Here is a 19407-nt window from a genome sequence, read left to right on the forward strand (position 1 = left end):
GTAGAGAAAAAACGCGGGTGCGAGCCCCCGCGTGTGGCGATGCCCCGAGGGTCCCCGCCTGCTCAAAAAATAGGCAGACCTGCACCAACCGCGACATCGGCAGTCACGCCGTCGCCCGCGCGGTCCATCGCCCACACGACGCGGTCCATCGCGTCGTCAAACACGAAGCACCGTGCGGTAACGCGCCCCATGCTTCGATCTTCATCCCACATCGACCAGACCTCGCTCGGCCCGGCGCTCGTCGACTCGATTCGCATTTCGGCGCCCCAATGCAAAAAGCCCCGAGGGCTTTCGCACTCAGGGCTATACCACCGCTAAAAATCCCACCGATCGCTCAGCGATTAGCTGAACTGAAATCGCAACCGAATCTCACAAGAACACCCCAAGATATGCGATTCCGGTTGCAACTTGACACTTCTCTGAAACGTGCACCTTCGGACTACCGGCGAGTCCGGATGCATACGGTTCTGAACACTACATGTTCCGCTTTTCCGCAAGGTCCGCAGCAGTCGCCTTCAAATCCGCTTCCATGTTTGCGTTTCCGGGAAAGAACTCCGCAAGATATTCTTTTAAACGGCCTTCTTGCCCGCTCATTGTTAACAACACTAGCCCCAAGTAGTATATCGAGATTCCACTCGCCACCCCTTTAGCCGGCCAAACCACCTGGGAGAGTTCACGTCCATCTCGCGTGACAAATCGATGGGCGAATTTGACGATTTTCTCCTCGTGCTCCTGCAATAGCTGCTTCAACTGACCAACGCGATCAATCCCCAGGAATCGTAGCTGTGACACATTCCGGTCCGTTCTCGATTTAGGCGATGGAATCACAACCCCACTCGATGGACCGACTATCGCGTCGTCAATGCTCTTCACAAGTGAATCACCATTCACAAATGCAACATATGATGCTGCGTCAATTGCGACATCACTTAGATCCTTCGACATTCGACTAGCCAACGCCTGCTCGTACGCATCGATCTCTTTGCGTATTGTCATAAACTCTTCGTCTGCCAACTCCAGCAATCCAGAGAGACGCGAGAATCGCCTTCTGACGGGCGCAGGAACGTCTTCCGATGCCTTATATCCAAGGTCGTGTTCTATTTCCGCCCACGCATGCTGAAGTATCGAGCGAATCTGAATTTCTGCCTTGCAGGACTCATACCGCCGGTACTCAGACAAACATCTCCGGCTTGCTCGGTGCGTTACGACAAAGTGTACCGAGCGGTAGCCAAATCGATCCGGATCGCTCGCGTGGTACTTGTCCGTTGAGTTTTTCTCATCGATGTCAAACTCAGCGCGAATCAGATCAGCCACACGCGAAACGTCACCTTCAAAATAAGTGATCACGCGTACACCGCAAACATCAGTGACATCAGCCAACGACTTGTACCGCCCTACGCCTTTCGTAGCAATCTTTCTCTCCAAACTCCCCTTGCCTTTGACACGCGATGTCACACTCAATATTTCGATGCGTTTTTCGCTCAAAAGATCGCGAAGCAGACGCTCTACTGAACCGCAGAAGTCTGAGTACAACCCGTTGTTCTTGTCATAGGCGTCGAGCATTTTTGTCGAAACATCTTTTTCCATGCCTTCCCCGTCCGCTGCTCGTTCAACATGTCACTAGCATATCAGGTGACGGTCAGCGCATGGCAAAAAGCAAGAAGCCCTGAATGCACAGCAATCAGGGCTTCGATATTCATTTCGTAAGGGCGAACGCCCTCCCAACAGATCCCGACAGACAATTATCGTTGTTGGTCGCGGCGCTCCCGCGAATCAGTACGCCTGTCGGGCTAAGGTTGCGACACGAGTATGCGGTCGCTCATTTATCCAGTGACGCGGTAAAGGATGTGCAGAGTTTAAGCGATCCGCTCTTGAAATGGAATACGTTTCATCCTCGCAATTGCCGACGCAATGTGTCGTACACCGATCCATCAACCGTATCCAGCAGCGCGAGCATGTCGTGGAAGCGCCACGACCAGTTCTTCCGATACTCGTCGAGCGATACGCCGAGCGCGTGCGCTCGGCCAGCGTCGTCGACCTGCCGCTTGCCGGAACCGGAACAGCACGGGCAAATATGCCGGCCCTTCGAATCTGAAGCCGGCGACGCAGCGATCCGCCCCATCCCGCCGCAGTCGTCGCATGGTTCGTATTCCCGAAAGACAAGCGGCCCGTTACGCCCTTCGAAGAACGGAATACGCTCCTCTGATACGCACACTTTCCCGCTGCCTCCGCACACATCACACGTGCGCGTTGACGTCGTGACGGCAGGCACGCGACGCACAACGCCGCGTCCCTCGCACTCGACACACTGGTCGTTCACCCACTCGTCCAGCAACCGCAGAGCGAACCGCTCAACGATGTCGACCTTCGAACGCTCGACAGTGTTCCCCGCACGTTGATCGCGCCGCTCGTCGCGCGACAGGCCCGTGAATCGCGCACGCTTGAATCGGCCCGACGTCCGGATCATCTGCGCCAACAGCAACGTTGCACGTCGGACCGTCGCCGCCGTCGGCAGCGGCCCGGCCTTGATTCGGGCCAGCAAGCTCCCGAGATCGTTCGCAAAGGCGAGTGCGCCCAAAGTTACTTTAGGATCGGCAATCGGGTCGGTGAACTGCCCACGAACGCTCATCGCAACGCCCACCCGCTCTTTCAAATCGATCATCACTCTCTCCTACTCGTCCTAATGTCTCAATGTCCCAAGGGAAAAGGCTTGGAGGCGTGCGCGCCTGCGACATGCGACATGCGCCGCTCACGTCGCGCATGTCGCGCCCCTGCACCCGCGCCCGAGACCGCGCCTTGGGACGTTGGGACATGGGACGTCCACAGCGCGCCAAGGCGGGGCAAGTGGCGCGCTTTCCGTGCAGGCACGGCGCGCCACGCGATCACAACGGACTGTCGTCATCACCCGCTGCGACCAGCTCGCGCTCCGCTTCCGGCTCTTGCTCTTCCTTCACGTAGTACCAACCACGCGAACCGGTCGACTCACGCTTGCGCACCCACCCGAGCGACTTCAACGCCTTGCCGATGCGGCGTTGCTCCGCGAGCGTCCACTTCGAAGTGTCGAGCTTCAGAATGTCCGCGAGGATTTCCTCCATCGTCGTGCGCGCCACGAATTCCAGGGCCTTGGCGATCTTGTCCTCGTACACGTCGCCTTCGTAGCGCTCCGCCTGCTCGATCTCGAACAGCGGGCGCTCATGCTCTTCGACGTGCCACACGACGCCCGAGCGATACAGATGCACGGCTTCCGCCCAGAGCTGATCACGAATGGCCACAATGCCGTCGATGTCGACCAGCCCGCCGACACGCAGCGGCCAGTAGCGCCGGTTGCCCGATTCGTCCTTCAGGTACGTGTCGAAGTTGACGGAGCCAGCGAACACGCACTGACGCGGGACGTCGGTCGCCCGTTTGCCGTAGAAATTGCGGAACCGGTCGACGGCCGTCGCGAAGAAGCTTTTTACCGCCGACGAGTCGGCCTTGTTCAATGAGTCCAGCTCGGCCAGCTCGATCACCCACTTCCCGGCCAGCACCGCGTATGTGTCTTTGTTGCCGATCTGGATCGGCGTATCGGTGAACCACGATGCGCCGGCCAGCACCTTCAGCGCTGTCGATTTGCGATGCCCCTGCTTACCTTCGAGGATCAGGACGTTGTCGACCTTGCAGCCCGGCTCCATCACGCGCGCGACGGCCGCGATCATCCATTTCATGAACGCGAGCCGCACATACTCGCTGTCGGCCACGCGCAGGTATGTTGATGGCATTGATCGCACGCGCGGCACGCCGTCCCATTTCAGCCCTTCGAGGTATTCGCGCACGTCATGGAAGTGAGTCGCGTCCGCCACCAACAGGACCGCGTTCATCACGATATCGGTACGCGTGTCGAGACCATATCGTCGAGACAACCACAGAACAGTGCGCTGGTCGTCCATGTCGGTCCACTCTCCCGTGACACCCTGCGGGAACGGCGGCGCTTTGCGCTTCATCACACGACCACCGAAGTCGTCCTGCTCGATCACGCCCTGCCACGCCTTGTGGTTCGAGAGGATCAGGTGCACGTTTCCGAGCGTCGGCAGCAGCCTCCCCTTGTCAGACCGCGCGAGATCCTGCTCCCAGGTGTGCGCGCCGTTCTCTGCCTCGCGGCCATCCCATTCCGGCTGTTTCGCGGCAGCGGACGTCGCGGCCGGCTTCGTCGGCGTTGAGTCCGCGGTCGACACTGCAACCGTCGCCGGCCGAATCTCTTCGTTCGCTGGCGCGATGACGCGCAAGATTGCCGCCTGCACCTGCGCCTCGACCGCCTCGAAGCCCTCTTCGACGTGCAGGTCATTGAAATCGGTCAGCTTGCGCTCGCCGCGATTGGCAAATGCCGGATAGACGACGCTGACGTCGGCGACCGTCGCTGCCGCCTCGTACGCACGCTTCAGGCCCGTGTTCTCGAAGCGCTTACGGCGCAACGGCATCACGTCGTTTCCGTAGCTCACCTCGGCATACGGCACGCCATTGTCGTCAAGACGGCGTGACGCGGCGACCATGTACCACGTGTTCTTCGCCTCGATCCGCACCGGTTCGGCACCGAACACCAGCTCGCCCCGGAAAGCGAACTCGTCGGCGAGCCAGTCGCGCATGCGCTGTTCGATCTTCCAGTCGTCGTCAGCGCAGACCAGCACGTGCACATCGGGATACGTCGTACGCAGATAGCGCACCGCCGGGAGGATACCGCCCGCGTCGAAGCAGACATTGACCGCGAACGCCTCGTCGATCGCCATACGGATCGAGCGCGCGGTCGCGTAGCCTTCGGCGACCAGCACGATCTGATCGTCTGCGCCGACCGCGCCGAGGAGATACGACGCGCCCTTCTTTTCCATGCCCTTATTGAAGCGCTTCGCGCCGTCCGGCGTGATCTTCTGCAGGCCGACGAGCCGAGCATCGCCGCCGTACTGATACATCGGCACGAAAATCGTGCCGTCCGCGTCAAAACGCACGCCTTCCGCCGTGATGCGCTTACGTTGAAGATAGGCGGACTCGCCATGCTCCGCCGCACGGTTCCACTGATCTCGCGCGCGGTTCGCGGCGAGCTTCGCCTGACGCGCATCACGCTCCGCCTGCTCACGGTCGGCGGCTTCCTGCCGGCGACGCGTCTCCGCGAGCACTTCCTCGCTCATCGGTGCACCGCTCCACTCGAATCGCTCGGTGCCCGGATCGTCGCCCGAGAAATGGCCGAACGTACCGCCATAGCCGATTACCGTGCCCTTGCTGATGATTTCTCGAAGCTGATACCAGTATTTCTTGCGCGGCCCGTATCGATGATGCTTTCCGTCCGCGATGGGATGCCCGGCGGGCAACTCAGGATGCCCCGCCGCACGCAATTGCTGAATGATCTGGTCCAGTGTTGCCATACGAAAATTCCCTCGATCAAAGTTACTTTGGCCGCGTCTCGCGGCCAGACCACGATTCGTTGAGCAGCCTCCCCTTAGCTCGCACGCCGAGGCGAATCCAGCTCGGCGAGGCGACGGTCGCGTGCGACCCTGTGAGAGAAGCTGCGCCACGCTGCCCGGCCGGCGGCATAGCACTGCCGGCCACTCGGCGAGCGGCTGTACTGAGACGCACCGCGTCGCAACGCGCTGCTGATTCCGTTCACATTCACTGGGGTCTCCGGTTATTTGCCGCGCAGTCGACGCCATTCCGCCGACATGAGATCGTCGAACGCCGCAAGGTCCAGCGCGCAGAGACGATCGGTAAGCTGATCGCGGAACGCGTGCCGTTCCGCCTTGGTTGCGAGCGCTGCGCATGCACGCGCAGCTCGCTCTACGAATGGACGCACCTTTCCCGCTGCGCTCGCTTCCGCAAGAATCGGAGCGAGGCGATCCGGGAAGGCGGCAATCAGTTCTGACAGCAGGCGTCCTGCTTCAGCGGGGGCACACTCGAATTGAGATGCGAGCTTCGTGACAGCGCACGCCAATTGCTGCTGCGGTGAGCAGCAGAGGCCGACCCGCTCACGATCGGGCCGGCAGCAAGCCATGCCTTGCTTGAATCGCTCCATATCAGCGACGCCGACGCTTGGCCGCAAGGGTACGAGCTGCATGGATCAGCTTCTGGAACAGCCGCTGCCCCTTGCGCCCGGTCGCGATGATCTCTTCGGCCTTGCGGTCATCGATCCGCTGATCTTCGAGCGCACGGGTTACGTCATCGGCTACGCGACCGACGTGCGCCTGCAGGTGCAGCGTCGTAGAGACAAGATGCATCGTGCCCGGCTCAAGCGCCTCGTCTGATCCGTGATCGCCGACTTGCTCGGCGACCAGTCCGAATCGCGCGTTCAACGCGTGGAGCGCATCGAGTGCGTGCGCACTGCCTCCCGTCTTTTCCTGCATCCACTCGACCAACAGCTCGAACATTTCCATCGACAAACGACTGTCGCCGACGCCGCGCAGGCGCAGGCGGAGCGATTCAGGTGTGATGTTCTTACTGCGCCGGATAGTGAGATGGTTTGCGGCGTCGGCAACGCCGCCAGGCGTGTTTCGAACGGATGTATAGAGCACGTCCAGCCATTCGGTGCTGTCGTATCGGCAAGTCATCGCAGGGTTGCTTGAGAAAGGGCCTGTTTCATGCTGTCGCTACATTTCGACTGACGCATAAGATGCATCGCCTGCAGGAACTGGCCCTCGCCGGCTCGGATCGTCCTTCGACGCAGCAACAACGCTTGGCATGAACAAGTCGGGGCGCTCGACCTTGACCGCCGCAGGTATGCCTCGGACGAGCCAGTTGCAGACCCGCTGCGTACCACCAAGGCTTTTTTCGTAGCCGAGAAGCTCGGCCACCCTTGCCGGGCCGCCGAGTCGTTCGATCGTCTGTCGATCCGTTCGGATGTGCGCTGATTTGTCCATAGCGCACGATTAAACACCATGTTTATACACATTGCAAACACAGCGTTTAACAACAAGACGTTTACTTCATCGAACATTGGCTCCATGCGAGCCATACACGAAACCACGCGTCGTCTTTACGCTGCGGCCAAGGAAATTTGGGACATTGAGGGTCCCGCGAATGTGGCTCGCCTGCTCAACGAGTCGCCGCAGTTGATCAATAACTGGGAGCGACGTGGCATGTCCGCGTCCGGAATCATTAAGGCCGCGAGAACAATCGGCTGCCGGGCGGAATGGCTCAGATCTGGCGACGGCGACATGGTCGACAGAGGTGCAGCGAAAGGCACGTTACGAGAAGGTAAGGTCTCTGATAGCGCAAGCACTCGTCAGAAACCGGAGCCGCTGTCGACCGCCAGCCCCCATCTCGTCGAGCGCACCAAATCGTTCTGCATCGCTCTGACGCGAGCAGCCGAAGGAGGTCTTGTAACCCCTCAACTACTTCAAGCGCTCGAAGGCATGCTGGAGGCCGGTGTCACAAGCACAAGCTCAGCGGCGTTTGCCAAACGCTCACTCGCCGCAATACGTGCGGCCGTGAAGCCAGAAGACCACGCTAACGATGAAGGACAGAAACGGGGACCCACGCGATAACGTAATCGACTTCGCCTCATATCGACGGACACGTGAGCAACGCATAACGACGGACCCAGCTGGGTCAGAGTTTGTAACAGAAGTTCACTTTTCAATTTCACGCGGCGGCACAATCGCCGCTCCCCCGCCCCGCCTCGACGAGAACCATCTCCTCGCAGTTCTTGCTTGGAGCCAAAGCTTGTCAACCCTCGTACTCGAAACCTATCTAGACGCAACCACGTGAGATAACGAGATAACGCCATCTCCGGGCCTGCGCGCGCCGACGCACACCCCCAAAATAAACATTGTGTTTACACAAATCGTAAACGTAGTGTTTAATTCGAGGGCAGCGTCGACAGACGCGTCACCGGAGAAGCTAAATGAAACTCACCGATCTGCACGCCGAAACCCGCCGGGAATGGCTTCGTCACGAACAAGCGCCCCGGATCGCCCCGCGTGAACCGGGCGGCCAAAGCAACTTTGAAAAATCGAAGATCTTCCGCTGGACGGTAGTCGCCGCCCTGCTGTTTGTCGTCGTGAACGTGTTCCAGGACGATCCGGTAGTCGCTCCGACCACCGCATATCACGTCAGCGTTTAAGCCGCCCCGACCTTGCCGGGGCGACCGGCCCCGGCGTCATGGAGACCACCATGCCGCGAATCAAAGCCCGCCCCCTTCCCGTCGTCGACGTTGAGCGTCGCGACACGCTGTCACTGCGCACCATTACGCGATACGACCGGAACGCACGCCGGCCGTCGACCCCGATCCTGATCGGCAAATACGTTGTCGGTCGCCGCCCCTTGGTCGACAGCGTGCATACGGAATATTTGATCCTCGACGGCGCTGAGATCGCTGGCAAGCAGATCTCGATCCCGAGCGAAGGCGACTGCGCCGATGCGATCAAGCGCCTGCGAGACGCAAAGCGTGCGGCGGGCATAGCGACATCGAACGCTATCGATAAAGCGAAGAAGGCCGGCAAGCCGCGTACCACCTCAGCATCGGAGGTTGCGTAATGGACGATCGCACCCGACAGCTCGATCTGACCGCGTCGATCCCGACCGGCAACATCAAGGCCGCAGCCGCAGCGGCCGGCGCAACGTCAGCGGACCTCTGGATGGTCCCCTACGAACAGCTTCACTACGACCCGTCCGACAACATTCGGCCGGTTGATGCCGAATGGGTAACGCACCTCACCGCACTGATGATGGAGAACGGATACGACAAGGGTTCACCGCTCCATTGCTACGCACGGAAGGTCGACGGCAAGGATCTCCTGTACGTGTACAAGGGGCAGCACCGCTACCTTGCGGCCGGCAAAGCGATCGAAGCGGGCAAGGACATCGGCAAGATTCCTGTCGTCGTCCGCGACGCCAAGACGGTCAATCGTGCCGAAATGATTATCGACGGCTATAACAGCAACAACGGGAAACCGTCGTCGCCGCTCGATCTGGCCGCTGCCGTCGCAGAGTTGCGAGATATTCACGGCATGACGCTCGCAGCCATCTGCAAGCGCTTGAATGTCACCGACCAAACGATCCGCGACGTCGGTCTGCTCGAACGTGCACCGGCCGAACTGCATCAGCTCGTACGGAAGGGGCAATGTACCGGCACACTGGCGATCGAACAGATCCGCCAGCACGGCGGCGACAAAGCGCTCGAACGCATCGTCGCAGGCTTGTCCAAAGCGGCCGAAGCCGGCAAGTCGAAGGTGACGAAGAAGTATCTCGAAGCAGTGCCCCTGCTCGATACGCAGCCGGACCCGGAACGTTCGCCCGAGCACGCAGCACCCGCAGCACCCGCAGCACCCGCAGCACCAGCAGCAGCCGCAGCAGTCGACAGCAACACCGACACCGTCGCTGACGCTGCACCGCTCGTCGCGTCGCCGGCCGCGGATGCCACGATTGAGACGCAGCCGCCGGTGCAGGCAGCGTCGCGTCAAAGCGCCCCCCTCAAGATCTGCGAGAAACAGTCAAAGCAACTTTTGCAGGCCCTGCAGGCAGTACTCCATGACAAAAATTTCGGCCGACTGGCAAAGCCGACAATCGAAGCCGTTCATACCGCGCTGCTGCCGCTCACCGACCAACTCGACTACCCCTCGCCTCGAAAGGTCTGGCCCGTCTCCGAGCCGGATGCAAATGGCGGCTGCGAGCCTATCGATACGGTATGCGGACCTGAGCGGACCGGGAGAATCAAGGGCCCGCTGGCGTACATTCGCGTCGCACAGCCTGCGCCTGGCGCATGGATTTACGCGATCGAATACAACACCGGGACCAGCTTCGCGAGCGACGCGCTGAAGGTGTCGCCACAGACGCGCGCGGTATGGACGCGCGTTCAAGCGATCCGTTCGGGCGCAGCGCGGCTCATCGAGACGATCAAATCGCCGGTCCACGGGCGAACGAAGGCAGAGCAAGCATCATTCAAGCGCATTCTCGAATGGGCACACAAGATCATCGACATGCCCGATCCCGACATGACAGCCGAATTCTCTGCCGCGACCGCCAAGGGCGAACGCCCTGATTTGTCGGATGTGTTGACGGCCATCGGCCATAAGCAGCGGATCGCGTCGAATAAGGCACTTCTCGACACAGCGTTCCCGGCGCGGAAAGCAAAGACCGGCCTCGACCCAGCATCCGCATGGCCGTTCCCGAGCGGAGCCGCAAATTGACCCCGCGCCCGGCCCTTTCTACCCCACGTCCGCTGCCGCGAAAGCGGGGACACGCAAAGAAGCGCCCGGCTATCGCACTGGCGAGTGTCAACGGAACTTCGATGCAGTCCGATTGCAGCGGGCTGACGCCCGCAAAAGCGATCCAGAAGGACGAAGCGCCGCTCGCGCGGCGCAAACCTATCCAGACGAACGAAGCCTTGGCGGAGCCCCGCCAAGGCAGGCTCGCGCGATTCGACGCCCTACGCATCGAGATCCGCGCGTTGATCACCGAGATCTCGCACGCGGCCGACGTCGAGCTGCTGGACCTCATGGCCAACGAGATCGGATCGTTCGCTCGCCACAAGGCGGCGCAGGACGCACGCACCTGGGCAGCAACCGCCGGCATCACACTGGAAACCGGGCTGATGCAACTGGCTCGCGCCGTACCCGGCGCGGCCGACGAAGCATTGAAGAATCAAGGAGTACCTGCATGACCGTTGCAATGAAACCGATCTACCTCGATATCGAATCGGTCTCGGCCGCAATCTCCCTGTCGCCAGCCGTCATCCATAAGCTTGTCCGACAGGAAGAGTTCCCGAAGCCTCGCGCGCTGTCAGGTCGCCGCGTGGGATGGCTCACGCGGGAAATCGAAGAATGGGCAGAGGCCCGGATGCCGTCGGAATTCCTACCGCCGCCCAACTGCGGAACTGGACGACGAAAGGCTAGCGCACATGCGCCTGACTGACCGCCTCCAGCTTCGCGCTCAACTGCGACAACCACTGCCTGCGCTCGGCGTCATAATGGTGACGATTGTAGACGCCACCAATCCCCGGCAGCATGTGCCCGATGATCGCCTCACCGATCTCGTATGGACATCCGAGCGCAGCCAGCATGGTGCGAGCCGTGCGACGCAGGTCGTGTGGCGCCCAATGAGTAACTGCGAGACGTGGCCGCTGCTGCTCCGGTCGCGTTTCACTATAGGGCATATGAAAATGAACAGCCTGCCCGAACACTTTCTGCTGCATCGGGCCACCGCGCTCTGCCGGGAACAGCCACCCTTTCCCATAGCGCTCCAGTCGCCGACGTACAATTGCTTCCGCTCGGCCCACTAGCGGCACCCGCAAGTCCGTCGCGCTTTCATGGCGAGCGTTTTTGGTCTTGATCTTCGGTATCGTCCACCAAAGCCCGTCCGCCTCTTCGGCAATTTCCCGCCCTTCCATCGCGCCAATCTCGGCACCGCGCGTTGCCGTCCACAGATACAGCGTCAGCGCGTCCGCGACGTTGCGACTGAAGTTTGGCAACCAGTTGATCACCGCCCCCGCCTCAGCGTCGCTCAGAAACCGCTTTACAGTTCCAGTCGGTTGTCCCTGAATTCGCTTACCGTTGCTACGCAAACGACCGCGCATGACCTGACGCCACCAGTTCGGCGTGGACTCTGGCAATTTGCCGGCGTCGAGCGCATAGTCCCACGCAGCCCCCAACTCAAGCCGTAGCTTCGACGCCTGCACCGGTATATGGCGAAATGAGTCGATCTTGGTAAATGCGCGCTCGCGCGTCAGCTCGGCAGCTGGCGTCTCGGCGATATCTCCGAGCATGGTGCGAAACATCCGGGCAACTTCGGCGGCTCCCTTCGGCTTCCGATTGCGCTCGACATGCCCTTTCAGATAGGCGGAACACACTGCGCCCACTGTCGGCGAATCCCCTTGCTGTACCATTACGGCGACAGAGCTGAGTGCTTGCCGCTTGGTTTGTGCGGGGTCGTTGCCTGCGTTGCGCTGGTCCCTTAAGCGCTCCCACTCGACGGCCGCCGCTGCGATCGACAGCGCCGGCCATTCGCCGATTTTAATTTGTCGCATGCGCCCGTCGACGGGCGATTTGTACCGGTAGATCCAGCTACGACGCGACGCTGTCGCTTCGAGCCGTAGGCCGGGACAACCGTCGATAGTTATATGTGCACCGGGCAAAAGTTGCTTTGCCGTACGCGCGTCAAACCGCATTCAAACCTCAGCGTAGGTTTCCGCCACACGCCGGACAGCACCCGCGTAGGCGTAGGTTTCACGAAAGACGAAAAGCTACGCTGACGACGAAAATTTAGCAAGATGTCGCAACATGGGGAAACTCCATACCGAAGCCCCCAAAATTGACGGAATGCCTTGATGGATAAGGACGTGCAGGAAATTACGGAACGAAAACAGCAGCTTACAGAAGCGGCTTTTAACAACCACACGCCCATGATGCAGCAGTACCTGCGCATCAAGGCGGATCATCCCGACACCCTCGTCTTCTACCGGATGGGCGATTTCTACGAGCTGTTCTTCGAGGACGCCGAGAAGGCCGCGCGCCTGCTCGACCTGACCCTCACGCAGCGCGGCGCATCGGCCGGCAATCCGATCAAGATGGCCGGCGTGCCGCACCACGCGGTCGAGCAATATCTGGCCAAGCTCGTGAAGATGGGCGAATCGGTCGCGATCTGCGAGCAGATCGGCGATCCGGCGACGTCGAAGGGTCCCGTCGAGCGCAAGGTCGTGCGCGTCGTCACGCCCGGCACGCTCACCGACGCCGCATTGCTGTCCGACAAGAACGACGTCTACCTGCTCGCGATGTGCACGGGCCACAACAAGCGCGGCGTCGCGGTCAACATCGGCCTCGCATGGCTGAACCTCGCAAGCGGCGCGCTGCGGCTCGCCGAGATCGAACCCGATCAGCTCGGCGCGGCACTCGAGCGCATCCGCCCGGCCGAAATCCTGACCGCGGACGGCGCGACCGACACGATGCCGCCCGGCGCGGGCGCGATCAAGCGCGTGCCGGCATGGCACTTCGACATCGCATCGGGCACGCAGCGCCTGTGCGACCAGCTCGACGTCGCGGGCCTCGACGGCTTCGGCGCGCATTCGCTGACGAGCGCCTGCGGCGCGGCGGGCGCGCTGCTGCTGTATGCGGCCGCCACGCAGGGACAGCAGCTGCGTCACGTGCGCAGCCTGAAGGTCGAGAACGAGACCGAATACATCGGCCTCGATCCGGCGACGCGCCGCAATCTCGAACTGACCGAGACGCTGCGCGGCACCGAATCGCCGACGCTGTACTCGCTGCTCGACACCTGCTGCACGACGATGGGCAGCCGCCTGCTGCGCCACTGGCTGCATCATCCGCCGCGCGCGTCGGTTGCCGCGCAGTCGCGCCAGCAGGCGATCGGCGCACTGCTCGACGCACCCGCGAACGCGAGCCTCGACGCGTTGCGCAGCGCGCTGCGCCAGATCGCCGACGTCGAGCGGATCACCGGGCGGCTCGCGCTGCTGTCCGCGCGGCCGCGCGACCTGTCGAGCCTGCGCGACACGTTTGCGGCGCTGCCGGCGCTGCGCGAGCGCATCAGCCCGATCGTCGCGAATGCGGATGCGCTCGCCCGCATCGACGCGGCGCTCGAGCCGCCCGCCGAATGTCTGGACCTGCTGACGAACGCGATCGCACCCGAGCCGGCCGCAATGGTGCGCGACGGCGGCGTGATCGCGCGCGGCTACGACGCCGAGCTCGACGAGCTGCGCGACATCTCCGAGAACTGCGGGCAGTTCCTGATCGATCTCGAAGCGCGCGAGCGCGCCCGCACCGGTATCGCGAACCTGCGCGTCGAATACAACAAGGTGCACGGCTTCTACATCGAGGTCACGCGCGGCCAGACCGACAAGGTGCCCGACGACTATCGCCGCCGCCAGACGCTGAAGAACGCCGAGCGCTACATCACGCCCGAGCTGAAGACCTTCGAGGACAAGGCGCTGTCGGCGCAGGAACGCGCGCTGTCGCGCGAGCGCGCGCTGTACGACGCGGTGCTGCAGGCGCTGCTGCCGTTCATCCCGGAATGCCAGCGCGTCGCGTCGGCGCTCGCGGAACTCGACCTGCTCGCCGCGTTTGCCGAACGCGCCCGCGCGCTCGACTGGGTCGCCCCCACCTTCACCGACGAAATCGGCATCGAGATCGAACAGGGCCGCCACCCGGTCGTCGAGGCGCAGGTCGAGCAGTTCATCGCGAACGACTGCCGGTTCGGCGCCGAACGCAAGCTGCTGCTGATCACCGGCCCGAACATGGGCGGTAAGTCGACGTTCATGCGGCAGACCGCGCTGATCGCGCTGATGGCCTATGTCGGCAGCTACGTGCCGGCGAAGTCGGCCTGCTTCGGCCCGATCGACCGGATCTTCACGCGCATCGGCGCAGCCGACGACCTCGCGGGCGGCCGCTCGACCTTCATGGTCGAGATGACCGAAGCGGCGGCGATCCTCAACGACGCGACGCCGCAAAGCCTCGTGCTGATGGACGAGATCGGCCGCGGCACGTCGACGTTCGACGGCCTCGCGCTCGCGTGGGCGATCGCCCGCCATCTGCTCGCCCACAACGGCTGCTATACGCTGTTCGCGACGCACTACTTCGAGCTCACGCAACTGCCGGCCGAATTCCCGCAGGCAGCCAACGTGCACCTGTCGGCCGTCGAGCACGGCCACGGCATCGTGTTCCTGCACGCGGTCAACGAAGGCCCGGCGAACCAGAGCTACGGCCTGCAGGTCGCGCAGCTCGCCGGCGTGCCGGCACCCGTGATCCGCGCGGCGCGCAAGCACCTCGCGTATCTCGAACAGCAGTCGGCCACCCAGCACACGCCGCAGCTCGACCTGTTCAGCGCGCAGCCGACGGCCGGCGACTTCGAATGCGCGGACGCGCCGACCGTGCCCGACACGCCGCACCCGGCGCTCGAAAAGCTGCGCGAAGTCGATCCCGACGACCTCAAGCCGCGCGAAGCGCTCGACCTGCTGTACGAGCTGCGCACGCTCGTCCGGTCGCACGATGCCGACGGGCACGCGTAAGCACCCGATGTCGGGCCTGCCCGCACGCGCGGCCGCTGCGTTCGTCGCGGCGGCCCTCGCGCTGTCGCAGGCCGGCGCGCTGGCGGCGCCCGCCGCGCGCACCGCCGCGCCCTATTCGTTCGCGGTCGTCTCGGGCGTCATCAGCGTGCCTGCGGACGAAGCGGCCGCGCAGCGCATGCTCGAAGCGATCGCACGCGAGCGCAACCTCGCGTTCATCGTCTATGCGGGCGACCTGAAGGGCGCGAAGGAAGCATGCCGCGATTCGGTGTATACCCAGCGCGGTGCGATCCTCGATGCCGCGCGCGTGCCGCTCGTGTTCATCCCCGGCCACGACGACTGGGTGACCTGCGGCACGCCGGCCGGCGGCGGCTACGATCCCGTCGAACGGCTCGACTTCCTGCGGCAGACCCTGTTCGCCGACTCGGCGCTGCCCGATCCCGGCGCACTGCAGATCACGCGCGAAAGCGAAGTCGCACGCTTCCGGCCATATCGCGAAAACGCGCGCTGGATGCGCGACGGCATCGTCTATGTCGCACTCAACGCGCCCGCGCCGAACAATCATTTCCTGACGGCCGGCGGCCGCAACGGCGAATTCGAGGACCGCATCATCGCGAACGGGTTCTGGATCGACCATGCGGCCGAATATGCGAAGCGGCGCGATGCGCGCGCGATGGTGGTGATTTTCGAAGGCGATCCGCAGTTCGATCGCTATGAGCGCGCGGAGCGCTTTGCGTGGCTGCGCTTCAACCGGCCGCGCGGGCGAGACGGCTTTCGCGAGCTGAAACGCACACTGGTGAAGGCCGCGACGACGTTCCGCGGCCCGATACTCGTGATGCATGCGAGCGCGGAACCGCTCGCGAGCGGTTTTCTGATCGACCGCCCGCTGCACGCGGACAACGGCGAACTGGTGGGAAACGTGACGCGTGTCGCGATCGGACCGCGCCAGCCGGCGAATCAGTGGGTGAAAGTGAGCGTGTCGCCGGCGCGGCAGACGCTCTTCAGCGTGAGCCTGCAGAACGTGCCCAAAAACCTGCCGGTGCCGCCCGCCCTGCCGCTGATGCCGCACGACGACGTCCCGCTGCCGCAAATGCCGGAAATCCCGGCGTTGCCGGCGCTGCCCGACTCGTCGTCGGTCGCGCCGCCGCTGCAGGGCGACAGCACGATGCCGGGCGGCGCATCGTGGCCGGCGCCGCCCGCTGCGTCCGGGCCGACACCCGGCCGGCCCGCGAGCTCAGTGCAGGGTGCGCCCTGACGGCGACTCGCCGTTCGCGCCGTCTTCCTCGTCGTCATCCTCGTCGACGATCTCCAGCCCTTCCGCGCCATGCGCGTGCTCATGCTCGATCTCGTCTTCGGTCGCTTCGCGCACGTCCTGCACGGTCAGCGCGAAACGCAGCGCCATACCCGCGAGCGGATGGTTGCCGTCGAGCACGACCTTGTCTTCGGCGATGTCGGTGACCGTATAGATCAGCGAGTCGACTTCCTCGTCGCCATCCTCCGGCGTGCCTTCGAACTGCATGCCCACTTCGATCGGCTCGGGAAAACGATCGCGCGGCTCGATCTTCACGAGTTCGGGATCGTAGTCGCCGAACGCGTCCTGCGGCTCGAGCTGAATCTGCGTCTGGTAGCCGGGCTCATGACCATCGAGCTGTTCCTCGATCTTGGGGAACGTGCCATCATAGCCGCCGTGCAGATAGACCATCGGCTCGTCGCTTTCCTCGATCAGGTTGCCTTGCGCATCCGACAGCTTGTAAGCGATCGAGACGACCGTGTTTTTTGCGATTTTCATCCAATTCTCCCAAATACAAGTCTCATTATACGATGCGCAACCGGTCTCAAGCCGAACCGCGGGACGCCGCTGCCGCCCCGTTCGGCGCGCTGCCTCCCGATCTTCCCACACCGCTGCTCGGCGGTCTCACGCCGGCGCAATTCATGCGCCGCTACTGGCAGAAAAAACCGCTGCTGATTCGCCAGGCGATGCCCGGCGTGAAGCCGCCCGTCACGCGCGACGCGCTGTTCGAGCTGGCAGCCGACTATGACGCAGAATCGCGACTGATCACCCATTTTCGTAACAAGTGGCAACTGGCGCACGGCCCGTTCGAGCCCGGCGCGCTGCCCGCGACGACGCGCAAGGCCTGGACGCTGCTCGTGCAAGGACTCGACCTGCACGTCGACGCGGCGCGCGCGCTGCTCGACCGGTTCCGCTTCATCCCCGATGCGCGCCTCGACGATCTGATGATCTCGTACGCGACCGACGGCGGCGGCGTCGGCCCTCACTTCGATTCGTATGACGTATTCCTGCTGCAGGTCGAAGGGCGCCGCCGCTGGCGCATCGGCGCGCAAAAAGACCTGTCGCTGCTGCCGGACGTGCCGCTGAAGATCCTCGAGCATTTCGAGCCGAGCGAAGAGTGGCTGCTGGAGCCCGGCGACATGCTGTATCTGCCGCCGCATATCGCACACGACGGCGTGGCCGAAGGCGAATGCATGACGTGCTCGATCGGCTTTCGCGCGCCGTCCGCCGGCGAGCTGGGCGCGCAGTTCCTGTATTACCTCGCGGAGCGCGGCGGCCTGCGCGAGCGCGTCGGCGACGACCTCTACCGCGACCCGAAACAGCCGGCGGTCGACACGCCGGCGCAGCTGCCGCCGGCCATGGTCGAACGCGTCGCCGAGATCGTCGACGCGATCCGCTGGCGCAAGCGCGACATCGCCGAATTCCTCGGCTGCTACCTCAGCGAACCGAAGCCGAACGTCGTGTTCGACCCGCCCGCGCGCCCACTGTCCGAAGCCGCGTTTGTCGCGCAGGCCTCGCGCCGCGGCGTGTGTCTCGACAGACGGGCCGCATTGTTGTATAACGCGCGCTCGTACTTCATTAATGGCGAGGAAGGGCCGCTCGAGCAAGCCGACGAATGGCTTCCCGAATTGGCAAATCAGCGCCAGATGGAGGCGAAACGGTTTGTAACACTCTCCCGGGTTCCCTCAATGACAGCCTTGCTGCACGAATGGTATCGTGCGGGCTGGATACGGGTCGGGAGCCGGAATTAGGGTGGGCCGACCTGTACGCTCATGCAAATCAATTTTTGTATGGGAAAGACAACGTATTGACCCCGCATTTGTCGACGGTCGATAGGAAAGTGCATATAATTTCCGCCCAAGCCGTAGGGAAGATTCACGCTCTAGAAGTGCGTCTCCACCAGCGGCCCAGGTCGGTGTTGGAGCACATTACCGGTATTGTTTCGCGCTGTTGCTTACCTTTAACCATAAAAGGACGTGATCATGAAGAAATCCCTCCTCGTAGCTTCCCTGTTGGCTGCTGTTGCTCTGGCTGCTTGCAACAAGAGCGCAGACCAAAGCGCATCGTCGGCTGCTAGCGACGCATCGGCTGCCGCTTCGTCGGCTGCTTCGGCAGTTGCTGGTGCTGCGAGCGACGCGTCGGCTGCTGCTTCGTCGGCATCCGCTGCTGCGAGCGATGCAGCTGCTGCTGTGGCGTCGGCTGCTTCGGCTGCGACGGCTGCTCCGGCTTCGGGCGCAAGCCAGTAAGCCTCAGCATCAGCTGAAAAAAAACCGGCCCATGGGCCGGTTTTTTTACGTCTGCCGTTTGGCGGAACCGGGCAGCGCGTCCGCGCCGGCGCAATGGCCGCCATCGCGACCCTGCCCCCCCCGGCCGCTCAATCGAGCATCAGCCAGTCGAAGCCCGTGTCCTGCGTGGCGACGATCACGTCCTCCCCGTCCGTCCCCAGCACATCGGCAAACGCCTGGCGCGCCAGTTCCGGCAGGTTGTTCTGCTGGCTCAGGTGCGCGGCCACCAGATGCCGCAGCCGGCTGCGTTCGAGCGACGCGAGGATGCCGGCCGCCGCGTCGTTGCTCAAGTGACCGTGGCTGCCGCCGATACGCGCCTTCAGCGACTGCGGGTAGCGGCTCCCGGCGAGCATCGCGGTATCGTGGTTCGATTCGAGCACCAGCGCATCGCAGCCGCTCAGCACGGTCGTGATGTGCGGCGTGGCCATCCCGACGTCGGTCAGCACGCCGAGGCGGCGGCAACCGTCCATAAAGACGAACTGAAGCGGCTCCCGCGCGTCGTGCGGGACCGTATAGGGCATCACGGCCAGATCGCCGATTGCGGCCGTCTCGTCGCCCCACAGCACGTGGAGATCGACATCGGCGTCGTCCGCGCCGACCGCGCGCGCAGTGCCCCAGCTCATGTAGAGCGGCAGCGATGCGCGACGCGCGAGCGTCAGCGCACTGCCGACGTGGTCGCTGTGTTCATGCGTGATCAGGATCGCATCGAGATCGCCGATGCAGAGATTCAGGCGGCCGAGCCGACGCTCGACCTCCTTCGCGGAAAAACCGCAGTCGAGCAGCACGCGCGTGGTGGTCGTGCCGCTCGTGGCCTCGACGACCAGCGCGTTGCCCTCGCTGCCGCTTCCGAGGCTGGCGAATCGCAC

19 protein-coding genes are annotated in these 19407 nt (G+C 63.1%); 9 read left to right on the forward strand and 10 right to left on the reverse strand.

The features are described from left to right. Window positions 1–62 precede the first annotated feature (62 nt). From BST28156_RS10690 to BST28156_RS10715, 6 genes are all read right to left on the reverse strand, one after another. The gene (locus BST28156_RS10690) at window positions 63–257 is read right to left on the reverse strand and encodes a hypothetical protein (protein WP_174902183.1); all 195 of its coding nucleotides are present in this window, start codon (window positions 255–257) and stop codon (window positions 63–65) included. 217 nt (window positions 258–474) lie between these two features. After that, window positions 475–1587 (reverse strand): GTP pyrophosphokinase, encoded by a 1113-nt coding sequence (locus tag BST28156_RS10695; RefSeq protein ID WP_174902184.1) that lies wholly within the window; start codon window positions 1585–1587, stop codon window positions 475–477. A 301-nt stretch (window positions 1588–1888) separates the two neighbouring features. Then, window positions 1889–2662: a DnaJ-like cysteine-rich domain-containing protein gene (locus tag BST28156_RS10700; protein WP_174902185.1), complete on the reverse strand. Its 774-nt coding sequence runs from the start codon at window positions 2660–2662 to the stop codon at window positions 1889–1891. A gap of 220 nt (window positions 2663–2882) precedes the next feature. Then, a complete protein-coding gene (locus BST28156_RS10705) occupies window positions 2883–5390 on the reverse strand; it encodes a virulence-associated E family protein (RefSeq protein ID WP_174902186.1) in 2508 nt (835 codons plus the stop codon). A gap of 260 nt (window positions 5391–5650) precedes the next feature. After that, complete coding sequence (locus BST28156_RS10710) at window positions 5651–6034, reverse strand: hypothetical protein (protein WP_174902187.1); 384 nt, start codon at window positions 6032–6034, stop codon at window positions 5651–5653. 1 nt (window position 6035) lies between these two features. Beyond that, on the reverse strand, window positions 6036–6566 hold the full coding sequence (locus tag BST28156_RS10715) for a phage regulatory CII family protein (RefSeq protein ID WP_174902188.1): 531 nt from the start codon (window positions 6564–6566) through the stop codon (window positions 6036–6038). Between the two features lie 327 nt (window positions 6567–6893). Here BST28156_RS10715 and BST28156_RS10720 point away from each other — a divergent pair, with 327 nt between their 5' ends. From BST28156_RS10720 to BST28156_RS10745, 6 genes are all read left to right on the forward strand, one after another. Continuing rightward, window positions 6894–7502: a hypothetical protein gene (locus tag BST28156_RS10720; protein WP_174902190.1), complete on the forward strand. Its 609-nt coding sequence runs from the start codon at window positions 6894–6896 to the stop codon at window positions 7500–7502. Between the two features lie 359 nt (window positions 7503–7861). Continuing rightward, window positions 7862–8080, forward strand: a complete 219-nt coding sequence (locus BST28156_RS10725; RefSeq protein ID WP_174902191.1) for a hypothetical protein — start codon at window positions 7862–7864, stop codon at window positions 8078–8080. A 50-nt stretch (window positions 8081–8130) separates the two neighbouring features. Further along, window positions 8131–8493 carry a beta-hexosaminidase gene (locus BST28156_RS10730; RefSeq protein ID WP_174902192.1) on the forward strand — a complete coding sequence of 121 codons (363 nt, stop codon included), beginning with the start codon at window positions 8131–8133 and terminating at the stop codon, window positions 8491–8493. Next, the gene (locus tag BST28156_RS35175; protein ID WP_174902193.1) at window positions 8493–10145 is read left to right on the forward strand and encodes a ParB/RepB/Spo0J family partition protein; all 1653 of its coding nucleotides are present in this window, start codon (window positions 8493–8495) and stop codon (window positions 10143–10145) included. Before BST28156_RS10730 ends, BST28156_RS35175 begins: the two co-directional genes overlap by 1 nt. 101 nt (window positions 10146–10246) lie before the next feature. Next, the gene (locus BST28156_RS10740) at window positions 10247–10618 is read left to right on the forward strand and encodes a hypothetical protein (protein WP_174902194.1); all 372 of its coding nucleotides are present in this window, start codon (window positions 10247–10249) and stop codon (window positions 10616–10618) included. An 8-nt stretch (window positions 10619–10626) separates the two neighbouring features. Beyond that, window positions 10627–10869, forward strand: a complete 243-nt coding sequence (locus tag BST28156_RS10745; protein WP_174902221.1) for a helix-turn-helix transcriptional regulator — start codon at window positions 10627–10629, stop codon at window positions 10867–10869. On the opposite strand, the gene BST28156_RS10750 is transcribed toward BST28156_RS10745, so the two are convergent. Next, window positions 10847–12121 carry a tyrosine-type recombinase/integrase gene (locus tag BST28156_RS10750; RefSeq protein WP_174902195.1) on the reverse strand — a complete coding sequence of 425 codons (1275 nt, stop codon included), beginning with the start codon at window positions 12119–12121 and terminating at the stop codon, window positions 10847–10849. The two genes, BST28156_RS10745 and BST28156_RS10750, sit on opposite strands and share 23 nt — an antisense overlap. Before the next feature lie 159 nt (window positions 12122–12280). On the opposite strand from BST28156_RS10750, the gene mutS reads away from it, so the two are divergent. Together mutS and BST28156_RS10760 are read left to right on the forward strand one after the other, a co-directional pair. Then, window positions 12281–14968 (forward strand): DNA mismatch repair protein MutS, encoded by a 2688-nt coding sequence (mutS, locus tag BST28156_RS10755; RefSeq protein WP_437341286.1) that lies wholly within the window; start codon window positions 12281–12283, stop codon window positions 14966–14968. Then, window positions 14949–16220 (forward strand): hypothetical protein, encoded by a 1272-nt coding sequence (locus tag BST28156_RS10760; protein WP_174902197.1) that lies wholly within the window; start codon window positions 14949–14951, stop codon window positions 16218–16220. Before mutS ends, BST28156_RS10760 begins: the two co-directional genes overlap by 20 nt. On the opposite strand, the gene BST28156_RS10765 is transcribed toward BST28156_RS10760, so the two are convergent. Then, on the reverse strand, window positions 16200–16754 hold the full coding sequence (locus BST28156_RS10765; RefSeq protein WP_060245261.1) for an FKBP-type peptidyl-prolyl cis-trans isomerase: 555 nt from the start codon (window positions 16752–16754) through the stop codon (window positions 16200–16202). The genes BST28156_RS10760 and BST28156_RS10765 overlap by 21 nt on opposite strands. A 32-nt stretch (window positions 16755–16786) precedes the next feature. Between BST28156_RS10765 and BST28156_RS10770 the strand changes: the two genes are divergently transcribed. Beyond that, window positions 16787–18007: a cupin domain-containing protein gene (locus BST28156_RS10770; protein WP_174902198.1), complete on the forward strand. Its 1221-nt coding sequence runs from the start codon at window positions 16787–16789 to the stop codon at window positions 18005–18007. Window positions 18008–18329: 322 nt separating this feature from the next. Here the strand turns inward: BST28156_RS10770 and BST28156_RS10775 are convergent, their stop codons facing one another. Both BST28156_RS10775 and BST28156_RS10780 read right to left on the reverse strand, forming a co-directional pair. Beyond that, entirely contained in the window at window positions 18330–18512 is a 183-nt protein-coding gene (locus BST28156_RS10775; protein ID WP_162482999.1) for a hypothetical protein, read from the reverse strand. Between the two features lie 118 nt (window positions 18513–18630). Continuing rightward, window positions 18631–19407, reverse strand: coding sequence for an MBL fold metallo-hydrolase (locus BST28156_RS10780; protein WP_174902199.1), 777 nt, complete (start codon window positions 19405–19407; stop codon window positions 18631–18633).

The sequence above is a fragment of the Burkholderia pseudomultivorans genome (assembly GCF_902499075.1).
Lineage (GTDB): Bacteria > Pseudomonadota > Gammaproteobacteria > Burkholderiales > Burkholderiaceae > Burkholderia > Burkholderia pseudomultivorans.